This is a genomic window from Thiorhodovibrio frisius (genome assembly GCF_033954835.1).
In the GTDB taxonomy this organism is placed as follows: Bacteria; Pseudomonadota; Gammaproteobacteria; order Chromatiales; family Chromatiaceae; genus Thiorhodovibrio; species Thiorhodovibrio frisius.
In genome coordinates, this window is the sequence record NZ_CP121471.1 from 945,826 (window position 1) to 970,778 (window position 24,953).

The window sequence follows — 24,953 nt, forward strand, 5'->3', positions numbered from 1 at the left end:
AGGACTGGTTGGCCATAGGAAGCCGCCGCCTGCGCGATGGGCAAGCGGTCGTCTCACTGCAGGCAGTGAGCTCAGAGCAAACTTAATCGAAACGGTCGCTGCAGGCGCTGCTCCACCTCTTGGGGGTCGAGCCAAGGGCCGGTGAGGGTATTGCGGATGAAGCCGATGGTGGCCTGCACCCCAAGCTGCACGAATAGCGCCGCCAGCTGCTTGGAGAAGCGCGCCAGGGTGTTGATCAGGTGCGCCAGACGCATCAGGAAATGGTAGCCCTTCATCGCGTTCCACTGCTTGGCGAAGGCATGCTCATAGGCGTAGCACTGATGCTTTTCGACCAGAAACGCCCCTTCGATGCCCCAGCGGTAGCGCGCCCCGAGGTTGCAGCGGGTATGCACATTGAGCCGGCCCATTTGGCAATGGGCGGGCGCGAGGAGAGCCAGACATGGCGGGCGCGCTTGGTGATGATCTCCGCGGTCTTGGGGTCCACCACCTGCCAGTGTTCGTGGCAACTCACCACATGGACCTCAAGGAACTTCTTGCCATTGGGTCCATACTCGTAGCGAATCGCGTTGACCCACTGAAATTGCTGCTGGCGCTCGCCCCATGTCTGTTCGCAGCGATGCTCCGGGTGCTCGTGCGCCAGGCTGCGATACTCCTCCCAGACAGTGGGCAGCGAGCCATCCTTGAGCACGATCATAAAATCCCAGTGATAGCGGCGGCAGCGTTCCATGATCGGGCCATTGGCATAAAGCCCATCGAGCAACACCATCACCGGCAGACGGGGAAAGGCGTTTTTGATGCGCTCGGCCAAGCGGTGGAAGGCCTTGGTCTCGCAATCCTGTTTGCGCTGCTCGCCCTGCTCTGGCGCATACTCGAGGAACTCGCTCATTAATCAATAGTCTATAAGTATAAGGTTTTTCTTATATACGCGATTTTGGGGTTTTCGGAGTGGGCTCATAGTTTCTTTAATAATTGCTGATGGCGTGCATCTTCCGCTCGCGGCCGGTATCTTCGCTACCATGCTGCTCGATCTGTGGCAGTTGAGCGAACGTCGCCGGGGTGGCTACCAGAGCACCGCAGCTCTGCTGCTGAGCCTGTTGATCCTAAATCCGGCAGTTCAAAATGCCTGATGCTCGCTAAGCTTCTGTTTCATAATAGACAACCTAACTGCGGAGCAGTTGGAGTTGCCACCCAACGGGTGATTGGCGTGTGCCGAAATTTCCGAATGGACTTACTTGGATATGATCAGCGAGCGCGGTTCAACTGCCGGATTTTGGTTGATTGATCTTGCCCTGTTCGGCGGTTTCGCTCTGGCCGTGGTGACCCTGGTCGGTGGGCTGGCGGCGCTCGGCTTCGGCTACGCCATCCGCGCGCGCTTGCTCTTTGCCATCGGTGTGATTACTGCCCTGTCCGCGCTCACGACACTGGCGACCGATGCCCTGGCGCATTTCAGTCTTGGTGGCTGGAGCGCGCTGGTCTTGCTCGGCATTGGCATTATCATCACAGGTTCCGCGCTCGAGCGGCATGGCGAGCGGCTGAAAACCGGCCTGGCCGGATGGCGGGCGCATTTCGCGCAGGCTGATTGAGTCTTTTGTTCTCTCCTTCCCGCGTTCCGGCGCGGGAGGGCATCCCGATGATAACCAAATGCCAAATTCCCGCCGTCTCACCCCCGCCGAACGCGACTTCTTCGCTCTGCTGACCGAAACCGTCTATGCCAACCCCTTCGGCAGCGACCCGGCGCGTCTGAGCCGCCTGCTCGGTCGCGACTTGCCGAGCGATGCAATCTCCCAGGCCGATCACTATAGCGAGCTGATGCCGGCGATCGACCAGCGTTTTGCTGTTCTGCGCGAGCGCGGGCTGGAGCGCCTCGATCATTTCGCGGGCGAGGATCAGGAGCTGATGCGACTGGTGTTTCTCTTCGTCGGCTATCAGCGTCATCTGGGGCTATTTGATCAGCTGATCGAACAGCAATCCGGCGCGCCCGATCTGCGCTGGCTGCCGGAGTTGCTGGCCAGCCTGCGCGACCAGGGCTTTGAGCCTGCTGAGGTGCGGCGCTGGGTGGCGCTCTACTACCAGCTGCGTCGGGCCTATTTCTTCATTGAACGTGCCATGGTCGGGCGTAGCGCACCCATGCAGCGGTTGCGCCGTGCGCTCTGGAACAGTGTTTTCACCAGCGATCTGCGCGGCTACACCTTGCTCCTGTGGGAGCGCATGCAGGACTTCTCCACTCTGCTGCTCGGCGAAACCGGTACCGGCAAGGGCTCTGCTGCTGCCGCCATCGGACGCTCCGGCGCCATCCCGCTCACGGCTGACGAGCGCGGCTTTAGCCACGGACTCGATCAGACCTTCATCGCCACCAACCTGTCGGAACTCTCCGAGAGCCTGATCGAATCCGAGCTGTTCGGCCATCGCAAGGGCGCCTTCACCGGTGCGGTGGACCACCACGATGGGCTGTTCGCGCGCTGCGATGCCTGGGGCACGCTGTTTCTTGACGAAATCGGCGATGTCTCCCTGCCGGTGCAAACCAAACTGCTGCGGGTGCTGCAAGAACGCACCTTCGCGCCCGTTGGCAGCCACCAGACCAAGCGCTTCGCCGGGCGGGTGGTGGCCGCGACCAACCGCCCGCTGAGCGAACTCACCGCAGGCCAGGGCTTCCGTCGCGATTTTTTCTATCGCCTGTCCGGCAATATCATCGAAATGCCCAGCCTGCGCGAGCGCTTGGCCGATTGCCCGGACGAGCTGAGCGAACTGGCCGGCGCCCTGCTCGGGCGCATGCTCGGCGAGTCCGCCGCCAGTCTGCACGCGCGCATCATGGAGGCCCTGGACGAATTGCCAACCGATTACCCCTGGCCTGGTAACGTGCGCGAACTCGAACAGGCGCTGCGGCGAATAATCTTAAACGGCCGCTATGTGCCTGATGCGCTGCCTGATGAAACCGGCGGATTTGCGCACCCAGACCCCTGGCTCACCGCCGCAAAAGCAGGCTCACTCGACGCCGCAGCCCTCCTGGCTGGCTACTGCAGCAGGCTCTATGATCAACTAGGCACCTTCGAGGCAGTCGCCGCAGTCACCCGGCTTGATCGGCGCACGGTGAAAAAGCATGTCGAGGGGGCTGCTACCCCAGATGCCAGCCGCCTTGACGTAATCGAGCAATCCGCGCGCCGATCATTGTCTTCAAAGTGATTTCATAATCGTGAAATGATATCAGTGATATCCAAACAAGAAGGGAAGCATCATGGCCAGTGTGACGGTTAGAAACTTACCTGATGAGGTGCATCGCGCGTTACGAGTTCGCGCCGCCCATAACGGCCATAGCACCGAAGCGGAAATTCGTGAGATTCTCAAGGCAGCTGCCCAGCCGCCTGAGCGCGTCAAGCTTGGCTCTTTGCTGGCCTCCATAACCCATGACGCCGGCGCACTCACCGATGCCGAGGCGGAACATTTCGACCGGATTCGCGATAAAACGCCAAGCGAGCCATTGGTGGTTGAATGATCCTGCTCGACACCAATGTGGTTTCTGAACCCTGGAAGAAACAACCGGATCCCAGGATACTGGCTTGGCTGGATGCCCAAGTCATTGAAACCCTCTACCTATCCGTTGTCACTGTGGCAGAGTTGCGCTATGGCATCGCGACCATGCCGGAAGGAAAGCGCCGAACGATCTACCGAAAACGCTTAGAACATGAAGTTTTGCCTCACTTTACAGACCGCGTTCTCGCTTTCGATGTGGCCATTTCAGAAACATACGCCGAGTTGACGGCGCGGGCCAGAACAAGGGGCAAGGCGATTGGCCTGGCCGACGGCTACATCGCCGCCACCGCCGCGTCACACAAAATGCGCGTGGCGACGCGGGACATCGGCCCTTTCGAGGACGGTGGGGTTGATGTCATTAACCCTTGGAGAGCCTCGCTGTAGAGAGTTTGTGGGCGTAGCGGTGACCGCGCGAGCTGTCGCCGCCAATCTGCTAAAGTTCCTTGTCGAGCAACTCCGGGAAGAAGCGCTCCAAGGCTTCTTTCCAGGGGCTGTCGTCGTCGCTCTTGGCGGCGGTGTCTGAGGGGTCGGGATCGGCTGACATGGGGTGAAGTGTAGCCGATTCGGTGGCATGGCTGGGAGAATGGGCGCAGGCAGCGCGTCACGCCAATCCGAACGCGAAAAAGCCCCGCCCCGAGGGAGCGGGGGTGAAATGGGTGGCTCGCCTGACTCGTTTGATTCGACCCGTTTGATTCGTTAGAACTGAGCCCTTTTCTTGAGGTTCATCATGTTTCCGTGAGAAACCAGCGAAACAATTCGACCCAGGTACTTTTTATTCCCTTTTTATTCCTATGGACGGTACCCTGGTGGCGATTTAGAAGGCGGTGACGGTCGAACTTTATGTGGAGGGATATGCGTAATTATCCCCCTCCATCTACTTTCTTCTCGCGTCTTATCTTTTTTAGGTTTAGGCTTAGGTTTAGGTTTAGGTTTAGGTTTAGGTTTAGGTTTAGGTTTAGGTCTATAATCTCTGAACCATATAATTATTCCAATAAAGCCCGGAAGTAAAACGGACGGAAAATGTATAGCAAGAAAAGTAATAGTAATAAATATAGCCGCCAGGCCCCAGATAGGCAAGCCCTGTCTTAATAGGAAAGTGGAAATCTTGAATAACCCAAACGCCAGAACCATCAATACAAGGGCGGCAGTGAGTAAAATTACAAGACGCGTCTCCTCTTTCGCTGGTGCGCTGCTAACGTTGCTAAGCTGGCTTGAAAGCTCCTCCAGTCTTTCTTCGAGCTCGGCGATGTTGTCATTAGTGGACTGCTCCGGGCTCGGGCCAGCTTCGGCTATGGTTTGATCCGGTTTGCGCGCTTCTGCAGGCTTGATTTGCTGGGTTTTCGATTCCTGGACATTAGTATCCAACGCCTCGGTCGCAGCCTCACAAGGTGTTATCGCGAATTCCGTGCGGCCATAGTCATCTTTGCATTTGTAAAGGGATTGATCGGCAGCTGGGACTTCGGGCACGCAGGGTTTCTCTGAGAAGAGAGTGAGGCCGTTGCCGTCTTCGCATTTATAGACGGTCTGGTTGCCAATAATTGAAATTGCGTCATCCCTGTCGCAAGGGAACTCTGAGAAGAGCGGAATACCGTTTTCGTCTTCGCAAATGTTGATAGTTTGGCCGGCAACTGGCGATATCGCAGCGAGAACTATCAGTATAGCCAACGTGGTATTGTACATTGAGCTCGCTGACAAAAGGCCAACTGGAAAAATGGGGCCAGCTTTGTCGCTACGTTTAGGGTCTTGGCCGCCCAAGAACCGATGGAGTCGGTTTGGTTTCACACTCACCGCACCCACCCTGCCGACCAAACCTCTGCCTGGGCCAACACCGATTTATGGGGCCAGCGATTTATGGGGCCAGGGTCGGTTTGTTTTTGATCAGGGGTGGTTTGTTTTTAAGGTCAAGCTGCAAAAGATCCGGGACTTGGTCAATTTTGTCCTTCTCGATAGCCACTCTGGGAGCCGCTGCAACGACGCGCCGGCCATTCCGTCCCTGTTTACGGCGGGCGTCGTCACAGATAGCGTGTAGGTCTTGATTGAACCGCTCGGCATATTCGCGGCGAATTGCGTGGAGTTCGTTAAGGATTGAGTTGGTTGCCATCTTCATGCCTCCAGTAACTCGAGGGGCGTGCAAATGATTGGTGATTCGTAGCCGAATGCCTGTATCGTCAAGCTAATCGGGTGACGAAGAGAGGGATTTGCGATATGGGTGCAGTTCCATGTGAGCAGGTAGTCCATCCCGCCAATGGCTGCGATGGCGATATGCAAGGCATCAAGCTTGGCGGTGGGCGGCAAGGCGGCTTGGCTTAGCAGTGTCTCGGCAATGCGGTCGACCGCTTCGGTGATCTCAAGCTCTGGAATTCCGTCGAGAACATTCAAGCGTTGCTGAGCCGCACCCGGATCACCAGCCGCCGCTTCCTGCAGCACGAACTGGGAGACAAAGAGTTCAAAATCGTCCCGGCGATCCCACCATTCTCGCGTTGTCTCCTGGTTGCCTGCCACGACGATGTCACGGCTGGCTCGAGCTGTGAGATAGCTGATGACGGACGTTTCGACGTAAACCTTGGGTTTCATGTGTCAGATTGTGATGATGGAGCTAGCACAAAACGCTGACCTTCGGACCGGCTTCGACGGGATTGCTGGCTTTCATATCCGTGGATTTTGAGTTTATGACTATTACCGCTATCCGACAAGTTGTGCCTGGAACGGCGCTGCGGGTTGGAGTGTTTCTGCGTCACCGCACCCACTCCGCCGACCAGACCTCGGCCTGGGCCAACACCGTCTGCAACGCTGCCGCCTGCAAGTCCGGCGGATAGCCGTACTTGCGCAGAATGCGCTTAACATGCTTGCGAATATTCGCCCGCGCGCTCTCCCGATGTGCCCAATCGACGGTGATGTTGCTCTGGAGCTTGACCAGCAGTTCATGGGCAATGACCTTGAGTTCATCGCTGCCCATGACCTCGACGGCGCTTTCGTTCACGGCCAGGGCGTCGTAGAAGGCCAGTTCGTCCGGGCTGAGTCCTTCCTGCTCGCCTCGGGCTTGAGCGGCGCGCAGGTCTTTGGCCATGTCGATCAGTTCTTGCAGAACCTCGACGGTGCTGATGGCGTTGGTGTGGTAGAGCATTAGGGTCCAGGCTCGAATTAATTTTCCAGCCCCTCCTTTGAGACCCTAACCCCACGGGCAAGGACGCCCAAACCCATTCCAACCCCGCTCCCGTTCATTCGGGGCGGGGTTTTTCGTGTTTGGCTGGCATTTTCTGGAATGTTCTCAGTCAACCCCTTCAACCCCACCTTGCGCCGATGCCAGCCAAACCCCATCCCCAAACCCCATGTCAATTCTCCCCTTGTTGCGGCGAATCGGCTAGACTCGCGGCATGGACAGTGACACTCCCATACTGTCAGAGAAAGACCCGCTGCGCCTGTGGCACCGGGCCTTCGGCATCGCGCTGATGGATGTCTTTGCCGAGGCGCCCTGGGCGGTTGAGCTGGAACTGGAAATGGCGTTGAAAAGCCAACTGCTTGATGTCGCCATCATCGAAGCGGCGGGGCAGGGCGAGCCGCGCCAGAGCGAGCCCGAATTGCCCGATGGCCTGGAGAACCTGCGCGCGCACAACCTGCTGACGTACAAATCCCATCACGAAGCGCTCACCGCCTGGGTGCTTGACGAACTAACCGGGCACTACGTCAACTATCGCAAGCAGCAGGTTGCGAGCGATGGCAAGCGCCACCCGCCCGACGCCTTTGGCCTGTATGCGGTGGCTGCACGCTACCCCGTGCAGCTCACGCGCGCGCATCCGTTACAATCCACCAATTGGGACGGCGTCTATGATCTCCCCTGGGGCGGTCATCTGATGCGAGTGATCGTGCTCAACCGCATTGAGCTACATCCGCGCAACGCCGCCTGGGAACTCTTCGCCAGCGAACAAGATCGCATCTGCCAAGGGCTGGCGCACTACCGAGCACGCCACCCAGAGCCGAGCGAGGAGGGCCACTGGGAATTGCTCGAACACCTGTATCGACTCTACCGACGCGAGGAGCCTGAAATGGCCTACACCATGGAACAATTTCTGCGCGAGACCCACGAGATGGTCATCGACGAGGCGGTGCGCAGCGATCCCGAAGCGATTCTCAAGCGGTTTGATCCCGAGGATCGGCTCAAGGGGCTTGATCCAGCTACCATCGAAGCCTGGCTGGCCAAACAGCGCCGCGATCACTGAGGAATTCGATTTATGGGGCCAGGGTCGGTTTATTTTTGATCAGGGGTGATTTGTTTTTAAGGTCAAGCTGCAAAAGATCCGGGACTTGGTCAATTTTGTCCTTCTCGATAGCCACTCTGGGAGCCGCTGCAACGACGCGCCGGCCATTCCGTCCCTGTTTACGGCGGGCGTCGTCACAGATAGCGTGTAGGTCTTGATTGAACCGCTCGGCATATTCGCGGCGAATTGCGTGGAGTTCGTTAAGGATTGAGTTGGTTGCCATCTTCATGCCTCCAGTAACTCGAGGGGCGTGCAAATGATTGGTGATTCGTAGCCGAATGCCTGTATCGTCAAGCTAATCGGGTGACGAAGAGAGGGATTTGCGATATGGGTGCAGTTCCATGTGAGCAGGTAGTCCATCCCGCCAATGGCTGCGATGGCGATATGCAAGGCATCAAGCTTGGCGGTGGGCGGCAAGGCGGCTTGGCTTAGCAGTGTCTCGGCAATGCGGTCGACCGCTTCGGTGATCTCAAGCTCTGGAATTGCGTCGAGAACATTCAAGCGTTGCTGAGCCGCACCCGGATCACCAGTCGCCGCTTCCTGCAGTGGGTTTCATGTGTCAGATTGTGATGATGGAGCTCACACAAAACGCTGACCTTCGGACCGGCTTCGACGGGATTGCTGGCTTTCATATCCGTGGATTTTGAGTTTATGACTATTACCGCTATCCGACAAGTTGTGCCTGGAACGGCGCTGCGGGTTGGAGTGTTTCTGCGTCACCTCACCCACTCCGCCGACCAAACCTCCGCCTGCGCCAGCACGGTCTGCACGGCGGCTGCCTGCAAGTCAGGTGGATACCCGTACTTACGCAAAATCCGCTTCACCAGCACCCGTATCTTGGCCCGCGCGTTCTCCCGGTGCGCCCAGTCGACGGTGATGTTGCCCTGGAGCTTGATGAGCAATTCATGGGCGATGACCTTGAGTTCATCGCTACCCATGACCTCGACGGCGCTTTCGTTCTCCGCGAGGGCGTCGTAGAAGGCCAGCTCTTCTCGGCTGAGCCCTTCCTCCTCGCCGCGCGCTTGTGCCGCGCGGACATCCTTGGCCATGTCGATGAGTTCTTGCAGCACTTCGGCGGTGCTGATGGCGTTGGTGTGGTAGCGGGCGATGGCGTCCTCCAGGCGTTCGGAGAATTTGCGGCTTTCGGTGACGTTGCTTTTGCTGCGCGAGCGCACTTGGTCGTTGAGCAGTTTGCGCAGGGCTTCGAGCGCGAGGTTCTTTTGCTTGGTCTGGGCGATCTCGGCGAGGAACTCATCAGACAGGATGGAGATGTCCGGGGAGTTGATGCCGGCAGCGCCGAGGATGTCGACGATCTCGGTGGAGACGACGGAGCGGTCGATCAGTTGGGCGATGGCGGCGTCGCGCTCGGCGCTGCTGTGGCCGGCGCCGATGCTGGTTTTCACCAACGCGGCGCGGATGGCCTGGAAGAAACCCACCTCGTCGCGGATCGCCTTGGCTTCTTCGCTGGCTGAGGCCAGGGCGTAGGCTTTGGACAGTTGCAGCACGGCATCGGCAAAGCGGCGGTGGGCGCGCTTCTTGGCGGTGTCGTCGGTTTCGCGCGCGGCGGCTTGTTGCTGTTTGGTGAGAATCCATTCGATGGCGCGGCCCATCAGGGCCAGGCGCTCGTTGGGCGTGCCGGTCAGCGCGGCCTGATACTCGAAGCCATAAAACATCGCCTGCACGATCTCGAACTTCTCCAGCATCACCGCGACGGCTGCGGCGGTATCGACGCCGGTGCGCTCGCGGTCCGAGGGCGAGTATTGGCCGAGGGCTTCTTTCAGGCGCTGGGCGATGCCGATGTAATCGACCACCAGCCCGGCGGGTTTGTCGCGGAACACGCGGTTGACCCGGGCGATGGCCTGCATGAGTCCGTGGCCGCGCATGGGCTTGTCGACATAGAGGGTGTGCAGCGCGGGGGCATCAAAGCCGGTCAGCCACATGTCCCGCACGATCACCAGCTTGAGCGGATCGTTGGGGTTCTTGGCGCGGGTGGCCAGGCGTTCGCGCTGGGCTTTGTTGCCGATGTAGGGCTGCCAGTGCTCGGGGTCGGAGGCGGAGCCGGTCATCACGATCTTGACCGCGCCCTGGTCTTCGGCGTCGCTGTGCCAGTCTGGGCGCAGGGCGACGATGGCCTGGTACATGGCGACACAGATGCGCCGGCTCATGCAGGCGATCATGGCCTTGCCGTCCAGGGCTTCGAGCCGGCGCTCGAAATGCTCGACAATGTCGGCGGCGATGCGCTCGACACGATCCTCGGCACCGACCAGCGCCTCGATGCGCGACCATTTGCGCTTGAGGCGTTCCTCGACCCGGTCATCGTCGGCGTCGTCGGTCAGTTCGTCGATCTCCTCGTCCAGCTCGGTCTTCTTGTCCTCGGGCAGCGCGATGCGCGCCAGGCGGCTTTCGTAGTAGATCGGCACGGTGGCGCCGTCTTCGACCGCGCGGCTGATGTCGTAGATGTCGATGTACTGGCCGAACAGCGCCGGGGTGTTCACGTCCTCGGCTTCGATGGGCGTGCCGGTGAAGCCGATGAAGGAGGCGTTGGGCAGGGCATCGCGCAGGTGTTTGGCAAAGCCATAGCCGACCGCGCCGGTCTTGCTGTCCACCTTGGCTGCGAGCCCGTACTGGCTGCGGTGGGCCTCGTCGGCGATGACGACGATGTTGCGGCGGTCGCTGAGCTGGCCGAGACGGGCTTCGCCTTTGTCCGGGGCGAACTTCTGAATGGTGGTGAAGATCACCCCACCAGAGGCGCGCTGGAGCGCGGTGCGCAGATCGGCGCGGCTGTTGGCCTGTTGTGGTGTCTGGCGCAGCAGGTCGCGGCACATGACGAAGGTGCCGAAGAGCTGATCGTCGAGGTCGTTGCGGTCGGTGATGACCACGATGGTTGGATTGGCCATGGCTGGGTGGCGCACCAGTTGGCCGACGTAGAAGGCCATCAGCAGGCTTTTGCCGGAGCCTTGGGTGTGCCAGATCACGCCGATGCGGCGGTCGCCACGGCGGTAGCCTTTCACACCAGGCAGGCCATAGGCTTCAGGGTCTTCCCCAAGATTCGGGCGGGCATCAGGATCGGCCAGCGCGAGCGCGCGCAGGGTGGAGGCGATTGCGCGCAGCACGGCATGGAACTGATGGTAGCCGGCGAGGATCTTGACCGGCCCGGCATCGGTGCGCCCGAAGACGGTGAAGTCGCGCAGCAAGGCGAGCAGGCGCGGGCGCTCCAGCGCGCCCTGGACCAGCACCGGCTGCTCCGGGGTGCCATCGGGGGCGATGGTCTCGCCGTCGATGGTGCGCCAGCGCATGAAGCGCTCGGCATTGGCGGTCAGGGAGCCGATGCGCGCCATCTGGCCATCGGAGATGACCAGCGCGGCATTGGTCCGAAACAGGCTGGGGATCTCGGCCTTGTAGGTCTGGAACTGTTGGTAGGCGGTATGGATGCTGGCCTGTTCACTGCTCGGGCTTTTCAGCTCAAACACCACCAGCGGCAGGCCATTGATGAAGAGCACCACATCGGCGCGGCGGTTGTGACCGGCTTCGATGACGGTGAATTGCTGCACCGCGAGCCAGTCGTTGCGCTCTGGATGGTCGAAGTCGATCAGCCGAACCTGGCCGCCGGTCAGGGTGCCGTCCTCGGCGTAGAGATCGATTCCCACGCCCTCGGTGATCAGGCCATGCAGGCGGCGGTTTTCCTCGATCAGCGACGGCGCGACAGTGGCGATGACTTGGCGCAGGGCATCGGCGCGGGCCTCGGGTGGGAGATCTGGGTTGAGCCGGTCAATGGCGGCTTGCAGGCGTCCCAGTAGCAGCACATCGGAGAAGGCGTCGCGCTCGGCGGCCTGGCCGTCGGGGCCGATCTCGGCTTCGGTGGTGGTTTGATAGCCGAGGTCGGCCAGCTCGGTGAGCAGGGCGGCTTCGATGTCGGCTTCAGTCAGAAACGCCATGGCTCATCGCCTTGTCGAGCAGTTCGAGTCCGTGCGCGTGCTGGCCTTGGCCACGCTGGGCGCGGGCGCGAAAGCGTGCCTCGGCGTCGGCGTCGGCGACCAGATGGCCGGCCATGGCGTCGATGCTCTGGCCGCGATCTTGCGCGATCTCATGGAGGCGCTGATAGGTCTCGTCGGGTAGTGTCAGGGTGAGCGAAGTCATGATGGCGTAAACCAGTTTTCCAATACGAGACCGTCAAACGCGCGAAAGTCGCGCAGGTTGCGGGTCACCAGGACCAAGCCATTGGTGGCGGCAATCGCGGCGATTTGCGCGTCCGCATAGGCCGGCGGTTGACCCAAGCGGCGCAAGCGGGCGCTTTCAGTGGCCTGCCAGGTCGCCGCTTCGGTGTCGAATGGCAGGATGGGCAGGCAGGGCTGCACGCGGGACACCAGATAATCCTGAATCTGCGCGCGACGCCGGCCCGGTTCGAGCAGCTGCATCCCAAACAGCAATTCTTGCCAAGTCACACTGGCCAGTGCCAACTTTGAGGCATGGGCTTCAAGGTTTTGCACCACTCCAGGATTTGGCATTTTCGCTAAGGGTACGGAGAGGACATTGGTGTCCAGCAAATAGCTCAATCGAGCCATGGGAACGGCTCCTGAGTGGAGCGATCCCGCCAGCTATCGATCTCTCCAGGCGCCCAGTCAATTGGCTCGAAATCGCGCGCGGCGCGCATGTTCAGCACGGATTGCCAAAAGTTTGCCGATTCGTTGGGCGGTTCGACCGCGCTGGTCTTTGGGGAACCTTCCACGAGCGGGCGCACGATCACTTGCAGGCGGCGGTGTTCCCACTCCGGCGGCAGGTCGATGCACAATTGTTTGGGCGCGTCGTCGATTTGGCTTTGCAGGATGGTCATGGTTGGTCAGACCTCATGGTTGGGATCACAACACCGCATCCACCGCACGCTCGGCGTCGCGCAGGCGGATTTCGCCGGACATCAGCTTGGGGAGCAGGAGATCGCGGGTTTGGGCGAGTGTTGTACTTTCAGCAGATAGCCTTTTTGCTGATTCCCAGACTAGCTCGCCGAATGTCTCGAAGGCTTGATAAACTTCGTCAGGTGCGCGAGGAATCAAGATATGATCGAGATCAACTTTCCTGAAACCGGCCTGAACCGCGCGCGCAGAACCGCCGGAGATTTGTTGGCGGAATTCACCAGATCCTATATAAGTTGCCAACCATTCTCGACAAGGAAACCTAGGTTCAACTCTAACTAACGCAACATTGATAGCACCGCTTAGTCCCCGGCATAGCCTACCTAAAGAATCTTTCTTGTCGCCAGAGCCTGTACCGTATCGGCCAATACAGATATCATCAATCGATACCTTTCTGAGCCTTGTAGAGTCTGGAACGTAAGTTATATGAGCATCAGTATCGAAATCTCTGATCTGCAGAAGCCTGGTATACCCTGGCTTTGGCTCTGAGATGAATTCCTTAGCTGGTGGCTGCGACCCACCACGGAAGCTCATGAACGAGCTTAACGGTTTGGACTCCCACCCCACCGGCTTATCCTCATCATCCAGCGCGTCGGGGAACAGCGCCCAAAGCTCCGGGGCGAGATAGGGCGCGCCGCCTTCGGCCTTGGTGCGGGTGGGGCCGAAGTCCACGAACCAATCCTTGAACAACGCCCGCGCCAGGGCTTCCAGCGTCTCGTTGGTCTGGCGGTTGAGTTCGATTTTGTCGTCGAGTGCTCCGAGAAGAGCGCCGATTAATCCTTCAACTTCTCCTAGTCGCGGAATTCGCAAAGATTTAAGGGCAGGGATACGAACATTGCTTACTGTCGAACCCGTTCCCTCGTTCCAAAATATTTGATGTCTAGCATATTCCGAACGAAGTGAATAAAAGAGGTAATGTCTGTCTATCTCTTTTTTTGGCCGTAGAAGAACTTGCCGTTGACCGAGGCAACATTCCAAGCCTTCCGGTATAAGACAAACCTCTCCCATAGGGGCTTCTCGCGTAAAAATAATGTCTCCAGCTATGGGTTTGGCGCGCTTTATGCGTCTTTCAAAATCTTCTTGATGAGTAAAGCTTGGTTCAGTGAGATTTAACCGACCATCTCGGATATTCTGATTTCTAATAACTACGAAGCCGGAATCAGTCCACTTAGGCGTGAAGTGCGGGCAATCAATAACGAACTCGCACATATCCGCCAGCGATGTTGTTGATAGATCATCCATCAACAACTACCCCATCCAACTTCTCCCGAATCACCGCCCCCAACTTCTCCCCCTCCGCCAACTGCGTCTCCAGCTTCGCCCGCAACTCGGCGAACTTCTCGGGAAACGGCACCCCGTCATCCTCCACCGCCGCCGCGCCGACATAGCGTCCCGGTGTCAGCACATGCCCATGGCCGCGAATCTCCTCCAGCGTGGCGGACTTGCAGAATCCCGGCTCGTCGGCATAGTCGCTAGCGTCCGGCTCACCGCGCCAGGCGTGGTAGGTGCGGGCGATGCGCGCCACGTCTTCGTCGGAAAACTCGCGCCGGGTGCGATCCACCAGCGCCCCGAGCTTGCGCGCGTCGATAAACAACACCCGCCCGCGCCGGTCGCGCAGTCCGGCGGCGGCCCCCTTCGGATCAGGGTTCTTGTTGCGCGCCAGAAACCACAGGCAGGCGGGAATCTGGGTCGAGTAAAACAACTGACCAGGCAGCGCGATCATGCAATCGACCACGTCGGCCTCGACCATCGCCTGGCGGATCGCGCCCTCGCCCGATTGGGTCGAGGACATCGAGCCATTGGCCAGCACCACGCCGGCGGTGCCGTTGGGGCTGAGGTGGTGGTGGATGTGCTGCAACCAGCCGAAGTTGGCATTGCCGGCGGGCGGGGTGCCGAAGGTCCAGCGCGCGTCTTCCCTGAGCTTGTCGCCGCCCCAGTCGGAGATGTTGAACGGCGGATTGGCGAGGATGAAGTCGGCGCGCAGGTCGGGTAGCTCGTCTTTGTGAAAGCTGCCCTCGGCATTCCAGCGGATGTCGGCGTCGATGCCGCGCACGGCGAGGTTCATCTTGCACAGCCGCCAGGTGGTGTAGTTGGATTCCTGCCCATAGACGGCGATGTCGCCGACCCGCCCGCCATGGGTGGCGAGGAAGCGCTCGGCCTGCACGAACATGCCGCCGGAGCCGCAGCAGGGATCGTAGACGCGGCCCTGGATGCCGAGATTGGGAGTGGGGAAGGGTTCGAGCAGTTCGACCAGCACTCGCACCACGGAGCGCGGGGTGTAGAACTCGCCGCCGCGCTTGCCTTCGTTGCTGGCGAAAGCGCCAAGGAAGTATTCGTAGACGCGGCCGAGGATGTCGCGCGCCTGGCCGGGCTCTTCGCCGAGCGCGATGCCGGAGATGAGGTCGATCAGCTCGCCGAGCATGGTGGCGCTCAGTTGCGGGCGGGCGTATTCCTTGGGCAGGACGCCTTTGAGGCTGGGGTTCTCGGCTTCAATCGCGAGCATGGCCTCGTCGATGCGCTGGCCGATGCCGGGCTGCTTGGCGGTGTCTTGCAGGTGCGACCAGCGCGCGTCCTTGGGCACCCAGAAGACGTTCTCGGCGCGGTATTCGTCCGGGTCTTCGGCGCCCTCGGGATACTCGGCCAGTAGCTCGGCGTGCTTGGCCTCGAAGCTGTCGGATATGTGCTTTAAGAAGATCAGCCCAAGCGCGATGTGCTTGTAGCTCGACGGCTCCATGTTGTTGCGCAACTTGTCAGCCGCGAGCCAGAGCTGGGCCTCAAAGCCGAGGTTGGCGCCGTTGGTGTCGGTGTTCTTCTTGGAGGTCTTGGCCATGGGGCTCCGCCAACAGGCATTGTGGAATGAGCCGCACTGGCAGTTACCCGATTCCGTTGACAAGGAACCGGGATGAACATGCAGGCGCGATAGCCTGAGTCTAGGTCAAAAGCCGCACACTGGAAACCCGGACTAGGACACATCAAGCCAAGTTGCGCTCAAAGACACCGGTCCGCATTGCGAAAAACGGCTGATTGATACTTTGCGACCTTGTAGGGAAATTCCCTACAAATACCCCGCCAGACGGAACATTTGGCCTCAATGCGTGAAAGATACCCTCGCGCTAGCGAGGGGTTATCTGTGTTCTTCAATTAAAGGCAATTAAAGGGGCCGTGGTCGAGTTTTTTGCAGAATAAGGGTCTGATTTATAATTGAAGATGCCTGTGTCGAATTATTTGGCGAGCGAGGCAAAAACAAACTTACCCTGGCCCGAATAAATTGCCTGATAAAAAAGGTAGCCGATGCCTTCCATATCGCTGTCTCGGCCTGCCATTGGATCAATTTTCTGCTGACCTGGAGTTGCACGCATTTTGCCAGCGCTGCTAAGCGTTCGCTGATCGAACGCGTTTGCCGTAACCTTGGTCTTTGGAATCACCGAATCACTGCTCCCCCGAAGCGCTAATGGGAGGCGACTCCGATGCAGACTCACCCGATTGTCGAAGAAGCGCGGCGGCTGCCTGATCGGTATTCTAGTGTGCATTGTTGCCATACTGACGCCATGGCTCGCGCTCTCGAAGACATCGCTGATCATGGTTACTGAAGGCATCATAGACACCGGAACCAGCAGGGTTGGGTCGAGCAGAGATCCGCTGCTGGTGCTGGCCATTGCGATTCTGGCGCTGTGGCTGCTCGCGGCGATCTTTGCGCCCTGGCTGGGGCTGTCACCGAATCAGATCGACCTGCCGCGGATTCTGGCACCACCGGATGCGAGCTTGTGGTTGGGTGCGGATGATCTTGGTCGCCCGGTGCTTGATCGAGTGCTGATGGGCGCGCGTACTGCGCTCGCGGTCGGGCTTGGTGTGGTGGTGGTCTCAGCGCTGATTGGTTCGCTGATTGGTGGTTTCGCCGCGCTGGCGGGTGGGCTGTGGGATTTGCTGATCGTGCGGCTGATCGATATCTTTCTGGCCTTTCCGGGAATCCTGCTCGCCATTGCGCTGGCTGGTATTCTGGGGCCCGGCTTGGGCAACCTGGTCATCGCCCTGGCATCGGTCGGTTGGGTTGGCTATGCGCGCCTGGCGCGCGCTCAGGTGCTGTCGCTGCGCTCGCGCGAGCATGTGCTGGCCGCGCGTGCGCTCGGGGTCGGCGACGGACGCATTCTGCTGCGTCATCTGCTGCCGTTGGCCGCCGCACCACTGCTGGTGGAGGCCACCTTTGGCGTTGCCGCCGCCGTGATCTCCGAGGCCGGACTGTCATTTCTCGGGCTTGGCGTGCAGCCGCCGGCGGCATCCTGGGGCAGTATGATTCGCGACGGGGTCGGGGCTTTGCTGGTGGCGCCTCATCTGGTGCTCGCCCCTGGCATAGCCTTGCTGCTGGTGGTCTTGGCAATCAATCGGGTCGGGGATGCTTGGCGCGACCGGCTTGACGTGCGCGGCCGGGTGGTTTGATATTTGGCTGACTCTATACCCAGAACGAGCCGAAATCTCAAAGGGTTTCGGTATAACAGGTAGATATCCCATGGGGAAATTTGGATGACGGCGCGTATCGGACCCGTGATGCTGGATTTGGAAGGTGAGACCCTTAGTGGCGAGGAGCGCGAGCTGCTTGATCATCCGGCCGTTGGCGGGGTGATTTTATTTTCGCGCAATTACCATCACCCGGAGCAATTGCAGTCGCTGGTGGGCGAGATTCGAGCGGTTTCCGGGCGGTCCCTGCTGATTGCCGTTGACCAGGAAGGTGGGCGCGTGCAGCGCTTTCGTGATGGCTTCACGCGTTTTCCGCCAGCGCGCGTTTTTGGCCAACTCCATGCGAGCGACCCCGCCGCTGCCCGTCAGGCCGCAAGTGATCTGGCCTGGCTGTTGGCGAGCGAACTGCTTGAGGTGGGGCTCGATTTCAGCTTCGCTCCGGTGCTGGATCTCGATTTTGGCCTGAGCGCGGTGATCGGTGATCGTGCCTTTGCAGGCGATCCGGAAACCGTCATTGCGCTTGCTGGCGCTTGGATCATCGGCGCGCGCGCGGCGGGCATGGCCTCTTGCGGCAAGCATTTTCCCGGTCATGGCGGGGTGGTGGAGGATTCGCACGCGGAGTTCCCGGTCGACCGTCGCCCGGCCGCGACGCTGCGCGAGGTCGATCTGCAACCCTTTAAGGCGTTGATTGCAACCGGATTGGACGCGGTGATGCCGGCACATGTGGTCTATCCAGCGGTCGACGCGCAGCCGGCCGGATTCTCCGCTGTATGGCTTCAGCAGATTTTGCGCGATGAGCTTGGGTTTGATGGTGTGATCTTCAGCGATGATCTCAGCATGACCGCTGCGGAGGTGGCTGGTAGCTATCCGGAGCGCGCGCACGCGGCACTGGATGCCGGCTGCGACATGGTCATTGTGTGCAACAACCGTTTGGCCGCCATGTCTGTGGTTGAGTCTCTGGTCGCCTTTGATGACCCGGCGAGCGCCCGACGTCTGGCGCGCCTGAGAGCACGTGATCCCATATCCGATGAGGTCAGCGCCGGGTCGTCGTCGGCCAAGCGGCGCGAGCAGGCGGCACAGGCGCTGGCGCGGCTGCGCCCGCTGAGTGACGGCGAGGTGTCGACTTCGGTCTGACAGCAATCCTCCTGGCCTTCATGACTCCCGCTTTTTTGTTGCCCCTTTCTGTCGCCACGGCCTCCATGGAGAAGCCTGTATGAACAAAATGACTCTCGAGACCTACCAGGGCGTTGCCGAGCGTGCCGAGTGCCTGTTTGATCGTCCGGCGGTCGAGGCCGCCTTTGATCGCATGGCCGATGCGCTTGACCAGCGACTGGCGGCTCTCGACCCTATTGTGCTCAGTGTTATGACCGGTGGCGTGGTGACGGCCGGCATTCTGCTGCCCCGACTGCGTTTTCCGCTGCGCCTGAGCTATGTGCATGCAACCCGCTATCGCGAGGGCACGCGCGGCGGCGCCATGGAGTGGAAATACCGTCCGTCGGATGTAATCCAGGGCGAGCATGTGCTGGTGGTTGATGACATCTTCGATGAAGGCATTACCTTGCAAGAAGTTGTCAATGCGTGTCGCGATGACGGTGCTGCGTCCGTGACCAGCGCCGTGCTGGTGGAAAAACAGCGCGAGCGCGCCTGCAACTATCGCCCCGATGTGGTTGGTTTGGTTGCGCCTGATCGCTATTTGATGGGCTACGGTCTGGACTACAAAAGCTATTTTCGCAACGCCGACGGCATCCTTGCCGCAGCCGACCAGGACGTCTGAACAAGACACTCAGGGAACCCCGGGGCCAGCCCTCAACTGCTTAAGAAAACTTTAATATAATTAAGCACTTTTTGACATTGCGGCGGCTTTGTATTAAATCTCTTTCCCTACAGGAATGGTGTTTGGGGCAGGTGGGCGAGTAGCGGAGTTTTCGCTTGATGCTGACCTACTGGCGGGACCAGACAGATCGTAAGCGTTATTTGGCTGGTTGCCACCCATTTCGGACCATTTTTGTCGGGCACACAACGATAATTTACCAATAAGAGTATGGAGCAATCGCATGGAAACACTCACCGGGTACCGTGACAGTCACTCTGATCTGCGCCAGATGATCGATGACCTGCGCCAGCTCATGCAGCCGGAGATGCTGAAAATTCGCCCTAATGCCAAAACGGCCTACCAACTGTTGTGCGATCTTGCCACCAAGGTGAAAGCGCATCTTGCCGAAGAAGACAAGCGCCTGTATCCAAACTTGCTCACGCATGAGGATCCGCGGGTGAAATCCATTGCTTGGGGATTCATCAGTGGCGAGAAACCGCTGCGGCGTTCGTTCGACGAGTACCATCGCAAGTGGCTGAAAGACTGCGATTTTAACTTTACACCGGAGTTTCTTGAGGAAACCCACGAGATTTTCGACATGGTGGCCTGCCGCATTGATCGCGAGGAGCAGGTGTTGCTGCCAAAATTGGTTGAAGTTGGCATTTTTGCTGCCGCTGAGCGCGCCAGCGCCTAGCGCCTGCCGGCCCCACGCCCAAGGCGCGGCGGCCAATGCCGCTTGCGCAAGTCGGGCGCGGTTGACGATTCTTCAGTAAAATCCCCCGATCATCTCAATTCAGTAGACGACGACGACGAAGGGGGCTTGCATGGCGCGCCTGGCAGTAATTGGTGGCTCGGGTTTTTCCAGCTTGCCTGGCTTGGATGTCGAGCGACGCCAGCAGGTTGATACAGCCTATGGCGAGACCTCGGCACCCCTTACCTGGGGGCGTCTTGATGGATGCCCGCTGTTATTCCTGCCTCGCCATGGCGATGTGCATGGTATTCCGCCCCATCGCATTAACTACCGCGCCAACATTCGCGCGCTGGCGGATGCCGGCGCTGAGCATGTGATCGGCTTGGGTGCCGTTGGCGGGATCGCAGCAGACTGCGGCCCCGGCGTGTTGTGCGTGCCGGATCAGCTCATTGACTACACCTCGGCGCGGCTCGGTAGTTTCTATCAGGGCGATCCCGGTGATCCCGCGCTCGATCACATCGACTTTACCGAACCCTACTGTGCCAAACTGCGTGCGGAGCTGATCGAGAGCGCGGAGCTTGCCGGGCTGTCGGTGCGGGCCAAAGGTTGCTATGGTGCAACCCAGGGACCGCGGCTTGAGACAGCGGCGGAAATTCGCCGTATGGAGCGCGATGGCTGCGATCTGGTCGGTATGACTGGCATGCCGGAAGCGGCGCTGGCGCGCGAGCTTGGCCTGTGCTACGCCGCTCTGTGCTTTGTGGTCAATCGCGCGCCCGGTTGCTCCGATGGGCCTGTTACTATGGCCGAAATCAACGCCAATCTCGGGCTCTGCTCGGTGTCGGTTGGAGGATTGCTGCAAACCCTGGCCCGGCAAAGGATATCGGCCGAAAAGTCCGGCGGTGCCTGATGCGGCCCAATGTGTCCTAACTTCGCCCCGATGCCAGATGCTCCCCGATGCGACCAGCCCCTAACAGCCCCGGCCAGTCCAGAGAAGGGCGCGGATTCATGAATCCATGTAATCCAGGGGAAGGCCTTTTGCAATGCTGAAATCTCGAAAAAAATGCTTTGTATGTTAGCACCAAAAAAATCCACGAATGTTCCATGCCCCTGCAACCAGGACCTGTAACCAGGAGTAGCACCCATGTCGAATAACGCCCCTGCCGACGCCTCTGCAAAGACCAACCAATCTTCCGCGCAGCCCTCGACCAAATCTTCCAGGGTCTGGCCAAAACTGCTGCTCTGGAGTTTGGTGCTGGCATTCGGTTTCCTTTATTTGCGCTCCCTCGATTATCCAGCAAAGGACTATCCTCAGGTCGAGGCGCCCAAGCCTGCCTCACCGCCGCCGCACGCCGCGCCTCCGCCGGCCGCTGCCCAAGCGCGACCTGCCGCGCCTCCCAGACCGGTCGCTCCGCCGGCACCGGCCATGCCGCAGAGCTGGGCGCCAAGTCAGGCCGCATCGGCTCCGCAGACTCCCGCGACGCATCCAGCTTCGGCGCAACCCTCACCAGCACCGGCAAAGCCGTCTCAAACGGCGTCGAGTCAGCCGGCTGATGCTGGTCAGGGAGCGATCAAAGCCGCTGAGTCAGAAGCCTTCGCGCAAGGCGTGATGCGTGACCAGAGCGAGGCCGCGAGTGGGAAACCGCAAGAGTCTCAAGCTGCGGCACAGCCGCAATTGCCTGCTCAGACCCAATCAGGCGGTGCCTCGGCCGGGACAATGCCTCAGCCGCGCTATCCGCAACCGCCTGCTTACGGCTATGGGCAGCCGCCAACGCCAGCCCAGCCGGGCACCGGCTACCCGAGTCAATACGCGGATTACATGCGCCAGCAGCGCGAAGCCTACGAGGCCGCGCGCAAACGCTGGGAAGATGCCTACGGGCAGCCCCAGCAAGCTCCGGCCTATGGTGGCTATCGCGGTTACTATCCGCCGGGCTACTACCAGGGCGGTCGCTGAGCGACGAAGACCCAAGGTGCGCCCGCTCCCTGGTCAATCCTGAGGAGCGGGCGAGGTTGAAACTGGCTGATCGGCCCCGGGGTCGGTCAGCCGTTTTGCGTTATTGGCCCGCAAAACCTGCGTCTGCGACTGGCTCTTATTGACTGGCGGTGGTCGGTACCCTGAGCTTGAGCGGTTGACCGCAGCGTCGGCACAAATAAGTCTGGCCTTTGCGCACGCGGTTATGGCGGACCGCGCTAAGCTGATGTTCCTGGCAAGCGCAGTGGTAACTGTGGCTGCTTACCCGACGTTGCGGGATGTCGTCGAGATCGTACTCATGGCAGCGTCTCGGTTCGGCGCCAAAGAGCACCATGAGCTGGCGCCATTGTGGCCCGTGCGGGCGTGCTTTGCGTCCGTAAAGGCAAAAGGTCAGCCAGTGCGCGATCTCGTGCGGGACCGTCTGATCGATGAATTCCTCGCCATGGCGGAGTAACAGCCAGGGATTGAAGCGGACCGTGCCGCGACCGCGTGCATCGAAGCGCGCCTGCCCTGCGCTCTGTCCGCGCAGGTCGAAGCGGATAGCGGGGCTTGCCGCGCCATACTTAAGCTCGCGGCGAGCGGTCTCGAGTAGTTCCTCGATCCGTTGCTCGACCATTGTCCGCAGGTGCTTCAGACGGGCATTTTCATCGGGTGTGAAGGGCATGCGTGGCTCTCTGCCGCTGTTGTGGTCGGGCTTTTTTCTGGCCCTGGCCAGTCAAGAATCGCTGCTCGAAAATCATCTGGCCCGGGCGCGAAATGGGCTGATTATCTTGCGTCAAAAGGGTGTTATCTGTATATTGCATAGGCTTAAGCGAAGGCGGTCGTTTGGCGCTGGTCGCGCGCGGCTTTCCAGCGGCCTTCGGTGTGAGTTGCTCGCCACTAGGGCGTCCTCCAAACCCCGTGATCGGGGTTTTTTTGTGATTTGGTGGCTGTTGGCAGGATGCCCTGGCAAGCAGTCAAGCGTTGGGCCTTGCGCCCATTTTTTGTTTTTGGACCAGCGTTTTTTTACCGGGAAACAGCAGCTTTCATCCTCCGGGGTGGCCCGGACCATGAGTGTTAGGCGGTTTTTCATCAGTTGGCCCGGGGGCAGGCAATGCGACAAGCGAATCCAAAGCTGACTGCGCTCGCCGGTGCGGTGGTTGAGCCGCTTGGGTACGAGTTGGTCGGCGTGGAGCATGTCGCCGGTGGTCGTCATGCGGTCGTTAGAGTGTACATTGACCGTGAAGATGGTATCACTGTCGAAGATTGCGCGCTGGTCAGTCATCAGCTCAGCGGTCAGTTCGATCTCGAGGATCCCATTCCCGGCGAGTATGAGCTTGAAGTGTCCTCGCCGGGTCTGGATCGGCCGCTGTTCACCGTGGAGCAGATGCGGCGCTTTGCTGGACATCGTGCGCGCGTGCAGCTGGCCGAGAAACGCAACGGGCGGCGCAACTTCGAAGGAGCGCTGGTCGCTGTGGTCGATGACGCACTGCAATTGCAGCTTGACGACGATGAGGTTGAGTCCCTGCCGCTGGCGCTGATCGAACGCGCGCGGCTGGTACCGCAGTTTGAATGATTTGTTTTACCCTGAATCGACCTTTGTCATAAGGAATTCACCTTTGCTGAGGTTGCCGGGGACCATGGGTGGTCGGTGATTCATGTTGTCGGGTTTCTCGTGTCGGGTCCCCCTGGTGTCTGAGCCCCTAGTGTTTGAGTGCGGGGCGGCTCAGATGCCGCCGGTTTTGTCTTCCGCCCCAGGGTAGTTTGTTGATCGCGGATATCACGCATGAGTAAAGAGATTCTGTTGGTTGTCGAGGCTGTCTCGAACGAGAAAGATGTTGCCAAGGAGATTATCTTCGAGGCGATGGAGGCGGCGCTTGCCTCGGCGACACGCAAAAAGCATGGCGGCGATATTGAAGCGCGCGTTAGCATCGACCGGCAGACAGGGGAATACCTTACCTTCCGGCGCTGGGAGGTGGTGGCCGATCCTGACGGCGAGCCGCTGGAGGCACCCGAGCGTCAGATTACCTATTCTGCGGCCGTGGAGCTGGAGCCCGGGACCGAACTCGGTGGTTTTATCGAGGAGGAAATCGAGTCCGTGCTGTTCGGGCGCATTGCCGCTCAGACCGCCAAACAGGTCATTGTGCAGAAGGTGCGCGAGGCCGAGCGGGCCAAGATTGTCGAGGCTTTCCAAGATCGCGAAGGCGAGCTGGTCACCGGCATTGTCAAAAAAGCCGAGCGCAATACCATCGTGCTCGATCTGGGCAGTAACGCCGAGGCGCTTGTGCCGCGTGATCAGATGATTGCGCGCGAAACCGTGCGCCCGGGTGATCGCCTGCGCGGTTTGCTCTACGAGGTGCGCGCCGAGCTGAAAGGGCCGCAACTCTTTGTCAGCCGCACGGCGCCGGAGTTACTGATCGAGCTGTTTCGGCTTGAGGTGCCAGAGGTGGGTGAGGGCACTATTGAGATTCTCGGTGCTGCCCGCGACCCTGGGTTGCGCGCTAAGATTGCTGTGCGCACCTCGGACTCCCGTATCGATCCGGTCGGCGCCTGCGTTGGGATGCGCGGTTCCCGGGTGCAGGCGGTCTCCAATGAACTCAATGGCGAGCGGGTTGATATCATTCTCTGGAACGAGAATCCGGCTCAGTTCGTGATTAATGCCATGTCCCCGGCTGATGTGGTCTCCATCGTGATCGATGAAGACGCCCATAGCATGGATGTGGCAGTGAAGGAGGAAAATCTCTCCCAGGCGATCGGACGTGGCGGTCAGAATGTCCGCCTTGCCAGCCAGTTGACTGGCTGGGAACTCAATGTGATGAGTGAGGAGGACGCCGCCGCCAAGAGCGAGGAAGAGGGCCAGCGGCTGGTCGAGAATTTCATGACGCAGCTCGATGTCGACGAGAGTGTCGCTGCGGTGCTGGTCGAGGAAGGCTTTAGCACAGTGGATGAAGTCGCCTATGTGCCCATGGCGGAGCTACAGGCGATTGCGGAATTCAATGACGAGATTGTGGAGCTGCTGCGTCAACGAGCCAAGGATTTGGTGCTGACCCGCGCCATTGCCAGCGAAGAAGAAAGCGAAGAAGAAGGCGATACGGAGCCGAGTGCCGAATTGCTGGCGATGTCCGGCATGGACCCGGCCCTAGCCAACGAACTGGCGCGACTGAAGGTAACCACCATGGATGATCTGGCCGAACAGTCGGTCGATGAACTCATGGACATTGACGGTATGGATGAAGAGCGCGCAGCAGCGCTGATTATGAAAGCGCGCGAGCCCTGGTTCGCTAACTCGAGCCCCGATCCGGACGTTCCCAATCAGGAACCCGCTAGTTCGGAAACCCGGTCGGATCAGGACTAGCCC

The 24,953-nt window shown here is 59.9% G+C and carries 29 protein-coding genes and 1 pseudogene; 14 read left to right on the forward strand and 16 right to left on the reverse strand.

Translation table 11 applies throughout. The features are described 5' to 3' along the window. Positions 1-71: 71 nt before the first annotated feature. Together Thiofri_RS04570 and Thiofri_RS04575 are read right to left on the reverse strand one after the other, a co-directional pair. On the reverse strand, positions 72-275 hold the full coding sequence (locus Thiofri_RS04570) for a hypothetical protein (protein WP_040857453.1): 204 nt from the start codon (positions 273-275) through the stop codon (positions 72-74). Then, positions 272-886, reverse strand: a complete 615-nt coding sequence (locus Thiofri_RS04575; protein ID WP_040857455.1) for a hypothetical protein — start codon at positions 884-886, stop codon at positions 272-274. The genes Thiofri_RS04570 and Thiofri_RS04575 overlap by 4 nt, the downstream gene beginning before the upstream one ends. A 94-nt stretch (positions 887-980) precedes the next feature. Between Thiofri_RS04575 and Thiofri_RS04580 the strand changes: the two genes are divergently transcribed. From Thiofri_RS04580 to Thiofri_RS04600, 5 genes are all read left to right on the forward strand, one after another. Then, a complete protein-coding gene (locus tag Thiofri_RS04580) occupies positions 981-1,127 on the forward strand; it encodes a hypothetical protein (protein ID WP_190275855.1) in 147 nt (48 codons plus the stop codon). Between the two features lie 111 nt (positions 1,128-1,238). Continuing rightward, the gene (locus Thiofri_RS04585) at positions 1,239-1,583 is read left to right on the forward strand and encodes a hypothetical protein (protein WP_009150536.1); all 345 of its coding nucleotides are present in this window, start codon (positions 1,239-1,241) and stop codon (positions 1,581-1,583) included. Positions 1,584-1,641: 58 nt separating this feature from the next. Further along, the gene (locus tag Thiofri_RS04590) at positions 1,642-3,180 is read left to right on the forward strand and encodes a sigma-54-dependent transcriptional regulator (protein ID WP_009150537.1); all 1,539 of its coding nucleotides are present in this window, start codon (positions 1,642-1,644) and stop codon (positions 3,178-3,180) included. A gap of 52 nt (positions 3,181-3,232) precedes the next feature. Beyond that, on the forward strand, positions 3,233-3,490 hold the full coding sequence (locus Thiofri_RS04595) for a FitA-like ribbon-helix-helix domain-containing protein (protein ID WP_009150538.1): 258 nt from the start codon (positions 3,233-3,235) through the stop codon (positions 3,488-3,490). Next, positions 3,487-3,912 (forward strand): type II toxin-antitoxin system VapC family toxin, encoded by a 426-nt coding sequence (locus Thiofri_RS04600; RefSeq protein ID WP_009150539.1) that lies wholly within the window; start codon positions 3,487-3,489, stop codon positions 3,910-3,912. Before Thiofri_RS04595 ends, Thiofri_RS04600 begins: the two co-directional genes overlap by 4 nt. A gap of 405 nt (positions 3,913-4,317) precedes the next feature. Here Thiofri_RS04600 and Thiofri_RS04605 read toward each other — a convergent pair whose 3' ends face one another. The 4 genes and pseudogenes from Thiofri_RS04605 to Thiofri_RS04620 all read right to left on the reverse strand — a co-directional run. Beyond that, positions 4,318-5,208: a DUF4124 domain-containing protein gene (locus tag Thiofri_RS04605; RefSeq protein WP_009150541.1), complete on the reverse strand. Its 891-nt coding sequence runs from the start codon at positions 5,206-5,208 to the stop codon at positions 4,318-4,320. Between the two features lie 169 nt (positions 5,209-5,377). Then, positions 5,378-5,629, reverse strand: a complete 252-nt coding sequence (locus tag Thiofri_RS04610) for a hypothetical protein (protein WP_009150542.1) — start codon at positions 5,627-5,629, stop codon at positions 5,378-5,380. A gap of 2 nt (positions 5,630-5,631) precedes the next feature. After that, positions 5,632-6,102: a type II toxin-antitoxin system VapC family toxin gene (locus Thiofri_RS04615; RefSeq protein WP_009150543.1), complete on the reverse strand. Its 471-nt coding sequence runs from the start codon at positions 6,100-6,102 to the stop codon at positions 5,632-5,634. Between the two features lie 160 nt (positions 6,103-6,262). Further along, positions 6,263-6,646: pseudogene (locus tag Thiofri_RS04620) on the reverse strand (type I restriction enzyme endonuclease domain-containing protein); the annotation flags it as partial. A gap of 256 nt (positions 6,647-6,902) precedes the next feature. On the opposite strand from Thiofri_RS04620, the gene Thiofri_RS04625 reads away from it, so the two are divergent. Continuing rightward, positions 6,903-7,745, forward strand: coding sequence for a hypothetical protein (locus Thiofri_RS04625; protein WP_009150544.1), 843 nt, complete (start codon positions 6,903-6,905; stop codon positions 7,743-7,745). Positions 7,746-7,755: 10 nt separating this feature from the next. On the opposite strand, the gene Thiofri_RS04630 is transcribed toward Thiofri_RS04625, so the two are convergent. The 9 genes from Thiofri_RS04630 to Thiofri_RS04670 form a co-directional block, all read right to left on the reverse strand. Next, the gene (locus tag Thiofri_RS04630; RefSeq protein ID WP_009150545.1) at positions 7,756-8,007 is read right to left on the reverse strand and encodes a hypothetical protein; all 252 of its coding nucleotides are present in this window, start codon (positions 8,005-8,007) and stop codon (positions 7,756-7,758) included. Between the two features lie 2 nt (positions 8,008-8,009). Beyond that, the gene (locus Thiofri_RS04635) at positions 8,010-8,285 is read right to left on the reverse strand and encodes a PIN domain-containing protein (protein ID WP_190275856.1); all 276 of its coding nucleotides are present in this window, start codon (positions 8,283-8,285) and stop codon (positions 8,010-8,012) included. Positions 8,286-8,500: 215 nt separating this feature from the next. Then, positions 8,501-11,719: a type I restriction endonuclease subunit R gene (locus tag Thiofri_RS04640; RefSeq protein ID WP_009150546.1), complete on the reverse strand. Its 3,219-nt coding sequence runs from the start codon at positions 11,717-11,719 to the stop codon at positions 8,501-8,503. After that, a complete protein-coding gene (locus tag Thiofri_RS04645; RefSeq protein ID WP_009150547.1) occupies positions 11,703-11,921 on the reverse strand; it encodes a hypothetical protein in 219 nt (72 codons plus the stop codon). The genes Thiofri_RS04640 and Thiofri_RS04645 overlap by 17 nt, the downstream gene beginning before the upstream one ends. Next, positions 11,918-12,346 carry a PIN domain-containing protein gene (locus Thiofri_RS04650; protein WP_009150548.1) on the reverse strand — a complete coding sequence of 143 codons (429 nt, stop codon included), beginning with the start codon at positions 12,344-12,346 and terminating at the stop codon, positions 11,918-11,920. The genes Thiofri_RS04645 and Thiofri_RS04650 overlap by 4 nt, the downstream gene beginning before the upstream one ends. Continuing rightward, positions 12,334-12,615, reverse strand: coding sequence for a hypothetical protein (locus Thiofri_RS04655; protein WP_009150549.1), 282 nt, complete (start codon positions 12,613-12,615; stop codon positions 12,334-12,336). The genes Thiofri_RS04650 and Thiofri_RS04655 overlap by 13 nt, the downstream gene beginning before the upstream one ends. A gap of 25 nt (positions 12,616-12,640) precedes the next feature. Then, positions 12,641-13,933: a restriction endonuclease subunit S gene (locus Thiofri_RS04660; protein ID WP_083848554.1), complete on the reverse strand. Its 1,293-nt coding sequence runs from the start codon at positions 13,931-13,933 to the stop codon at positions 12,641-12,643. Beyond that, positions 13,926-15,521 carry a class I SAM-dependent DNA methyltransferase gene (locus Thiofri_RS04665; protein ID WP_009150551.1) on the reverse strand — a complete coding sequence of 532 codons (1,596 nt, stop codon included), beginning with the start codon at positions 15,519-15,521 and terminating at the stop codon, positions 13,926-13,928. The genes Thiofri_RS04660 and Thiofri_RS04665 overlap by 8 nt, the downstream gene beginning before the upstream one ends. A gap of 391 nt (positions 15,522-15,912) precedes the next feature. Continuing rightward, positions 15,913-16,116 carry a hypothetical protein gene (locus tag Thiofri_RS04670; protein ID WP_143741995.1) on the reverse strand — a complete coding sequence of 68 codons (204 nt, stop codon included), beginning with the start codon at positions 16,114-16,116 and terminating at the stop codon, positions 15,913-15,915. A 154-nt stretch (positions 16,117-16,270) separates the two neighbouring features. Between Thiofri_RS04670 and Thiofri_RS04675 the strand changes: the two genes are divergently transcribed. From Thiofri_RS04675 to Thiofri_RS04700, 6 genes are all read left to right on the forward strand, one after another. After that, complete coding sequence (locus Thiofri_RS04675; RefSeq protein WP_009150553.1) at positions 16,271-17,125, forward strand: ABC transporter permease; 855 nt, start codon at positions 16,271-16,273, stop codon at positions 17,123-17,125. Between the two features lie 84 nt (positions 17,126-17,209). Further along, positions 17,210-18,277 (forward strand): beta-N-acetylhexosaminidase, encoded by a 1,068-nt coding sequence (gene nagZ, locus Thiofri_RS04680; RefSeq protein WP_009150554.1) that lies wholly within the window; start codon positions 17,210-17,212, stop codon positions 18,275-18,277. 79 nt (positions 18,278-18,356) lie between these two features. Continuing rightward, positions 18,357-18,917, forward strand: a complete 561-nt coding sequence (locus Thiofri_RS04685; protein ID WP_009150555.1) for a hypoxanthine-guanine phosphoribosyltransferase — start codon at positions 18,357-18,359, stop codon at positions 18,915-18,917. A 280-nt stretch (positions 18,918-19,197) separates the two neighbouring features. After that, a complete protein-coding gene (locus Thiofri_RS04690) occupies positions 19,198-19,650 on the forward strand; it encodes a hemerythrin domain-containing protein (protein ID WP_009150556.1) in 453 nt (150 codons plus the stop codon). Positions 19,651-19,780: 130 nt separating this feature from the next. After that, positions 19,781-20,554, forward strand: coding sequence for an S-methyl-5'-thioinosine phosphorylase (locus tag Thiofri_RS04695; RefSeq protein ID WP_009150557.1), 774 nt, complete (start codon positions 19,781-19,783; stop codon positions 20,552-20,554). Between the two features lie 234 nt (positions 20,555-20,788). Continuing rightward, positions 20,789-21,598 carry a hypothetical protein gene (locus tag Thiofri_RS04700; protein WP_009150558.1) on the forward strand — a complete coding sequence of 270 codons (810 nt, stop codon included), beginning with the start codon at positions 20,789-20,791 and terminating at the stop codon, positions 21,596-21,598. Positions 21,599-21,734: 136 nt separating this feature from the next. Here Thiofri_RS04700 and Thiofri_RS04705 read toward each other — a convergent pair whose 3' ends face one another. Further along, the gene (locus tag Thiofri_RS04705) at positions 21,735-22,280 is read right to left on the reverse strand and encodes a SprT family zinc-dependent metalloprotease (RefSeq protein ID WP_009150559.1); all 546 of its coding nucleotides are present in this window, start codon (positions 22,278-22,280) and stop codon (positions 21,735-21,737) included. A 429-nt stretch (positions 22,281-22,709) separates the two neighbouring features. Here Thiofri_RS04705 and rimP point away from each other — a divergent pair, with 429 nt between their 5' ends. Both rimP and nusA read left to right on the forward strand, forming a co-directional pair. Then, complete coding sequence (rimP, locus tag Thiofri_RS04710) at positions 22,710-23,171, forward strand: ribosome maturation factor RimP (RefSeq protein ID WP_009150560.1); 462 nt, start codon at positions 22,710-22,712, stop codon at positions 23,169-23,171. 210 nt (positions 23,172-23,381) lie between these two features. Then, on the forward strand, positions 23,382-24,950 hold the full coding sequence (gene nusA / locus Thiofri_RS04715; protein ID WP_009150561.1) for a transcription termination factor NusA: 1,569 nt from the start codon (positions 23,382-23,384) through the stop codon (positions 24,948-24,950). Positions 24,951-24,953 lie beyond the last annotated feature (3 nt).

What these genes read in the sequence shown, in the direction of transcription:
- Thiofri_RS04570 (WP_040857453.1), bottom strand. Translation starts at nt 275, where the DNA reads ATGAAGGGCTACCATTTCCTGATGCGTCTGGCGCACCTGATCAACACC.
- Thiofri_RS04575 (WP_040857455.1), bottom strand. Translation starts at nt 886, where the DNA reads ATGAGCGAGTTCCTCGAGTATGCGCCAGAGCAGGGCGAGCAGCGCAAA.
- Thiofri_RS04585 (WP_009150536.1), top strand. Translation starts at nt 1,239, where the DNA reads ATGATCAGCGAGCGCGGTTCAACTGCCGGATTTTGGTTGATTGATCTT.
- Thiofri_RS04590 (WP_009150537.1), top strand. Translation starts at nt 1,642, where the DNA reads ATGCCAAATTCCCGCCGTCTCACCCCCGCCGAACGCGACTTCTTCGCT.
- Thiofri_RS04595 (WP_009150538.1), top strand. Translation starts at nt 3,233, where the DNA reads ATGGCCAGTGTGACGGTTAGAAACTTACCTGATGAGGTGCATCGCGCG.
- Thiofri_RS04600 (WP_009150539.1), top strand. Translation starts at nt 3,487, where the DNA reads ATGATCCTGCTCGACACCAATGTGGTTTCTGAACCCTGGAAGAAACAA.
- Thiofri_RS04605 (WP_009150541.1), bottom strand. Translation starts at nt 5,208, where the DNA reads ATGTACAATACCACGTTGGCTATACTGATAGTTCTCGCTGCGATATCG.
- Thiofri_RS04610 (WP_009150542.1), bottom strand. Translation starts at nt 5,629, where the DNA reads ATGGCAACCAACTCAATCCTTAACGAACTCCACGCAATTCGCCGCGAA.
- Thiofri_RS04615 (WP_009150543.1), bottom strand. Translation starts at nt 6,102, where the DNA reads ATGAAACCCAAGGTTTACGTCGAAACGTCCGTCATCAGCTATCTCACA.
- Thiofri_RS04625 (WP_009150544.1), top strand. Translation starts at nt 6,903, where the DNA reads ATGGACAGTGACACTCCCATACTGTCAGAGAAAGACCCGCTGCGCCTG.
- Thiofri_RS04630 (WP_009150545.1), bottom strand. Translation starts at nt 8,007, where the DNA reads ATGGCAACCAACTCAATCCTTAACGAACTCCACGCAATTCGCCGCGAA.
- Thiofri_RS04640 (WP_009150546.1), bottom strand. Translation starts at nt 11,719, where the DNA reads ATGGCGTTTCTGACTGAAGCCGACATCGAAGCCGCCCTGCTCACCGAG.
- Thiofri_RS04645 (WP_009150547.1), bottom strand. Translation starts at nt 11,921, where the DNA reads ATGACTTCGCTCACCCTGACACTACCCGACGAGACCTATCAGCGCCTC.
- Thiofri_RS04650 (WP_009150548.1), bottom strand. Translation starts at nt 12,346, where the DNA reads ATGGCTCGATTGAGCTATTTGCTGGACACCAATGTCCTCTCCGTACCC.
- Thiofri_RS04655 (WP_009150549.1), bottom strand. Translation starts at nt 12,615, where the DNA reads ATGACCATCCTGCAAAGCCAAATCGACGACGCGCCCAAACAATTGTGC.
- Thiofri_RS04660 (WP_083848554.1), bottom strand. Translation starts at nt 13,933, where the DNA reads ATGGATGATCTATCAACAACATCGCTGGCGGATATGTGCGAGTTCGTT.
- Thiofri_RS04665 (WP_009150551.1), bottom strand. Translation starts at nt 15,521, where the DNA reads ATGGCCAAGACCTCCAAGAAGAACACCGACACCAACGGCGCCAACCTC.
- Thiofri_RS04675 (WP_009150553.1), top strand. Translation starts at nt 16,271, where the DNA reads ATGGTTACTGAAGGCATCATAGACACCGGAACCAGCAGGGTTGGGTCG.
- nagZ (WP_009150554.1), top strand. Translation starts at nt 17,210, where the DNA reads ATGACGGCGCGTATCGGACCCGTGATGCTGGATTTGGAAGGTGAGACC.
- Thiofri_RS04685 (WP_009150555.1), top strand. Translation starts at nt 18,357, where the DNA reads ATGAACAAAATGACTCTCGAGACCTACCAGGGCGTTGCCGAGCGTGCC.
- Thiofri_RS04690 (WP_009150556.1), top strand. Translation starts at nt 19,198, where the DNA reads ATGGAAACACTCACCGGGTACCGTGACAGTCACTCTGATCTGCGCCAG.
- Thiofri_RS04695 (WP_009150557.1), top strand. Translation starts at nt 19,781, where the DNA reads ATGGCGCGCCTGGCAGTAATTGGTGGCTCGGGTTTTTCCAGCTTGCCT.
- Thiofri_RS04700 (WP_009150558.1), top strand. Translation starts at nt 20,789, where the DNA reads ATGTCGAATAACGCCCCTGCCGACGCCTCTGCAAAGACCAACCAATCT.
- Thiofri_RS04705 (WP_009150559.1), bottom strand. Translation starts at nt 22,280, where the DNA reads ATGCCCTTCACACCCGATGAAAATGCCCGTCTGAAGCACCTGCGGACA.
- rimP (WP_009150560.1), top strand. Translation starts at nt 22,710, where the DNA reads ATGCGACAAGCGAATCCAAAGCTGACTGCGCTCGCCGGTGCGGTGGTT.
- nusA (WP_009150561.1), top strand. Translation starts at nt 23,382, where the DNA reads ATGAGTAAAGAGATTCTGTTGGTTGTCGAGGCTGTCTCGAACGAGAAA.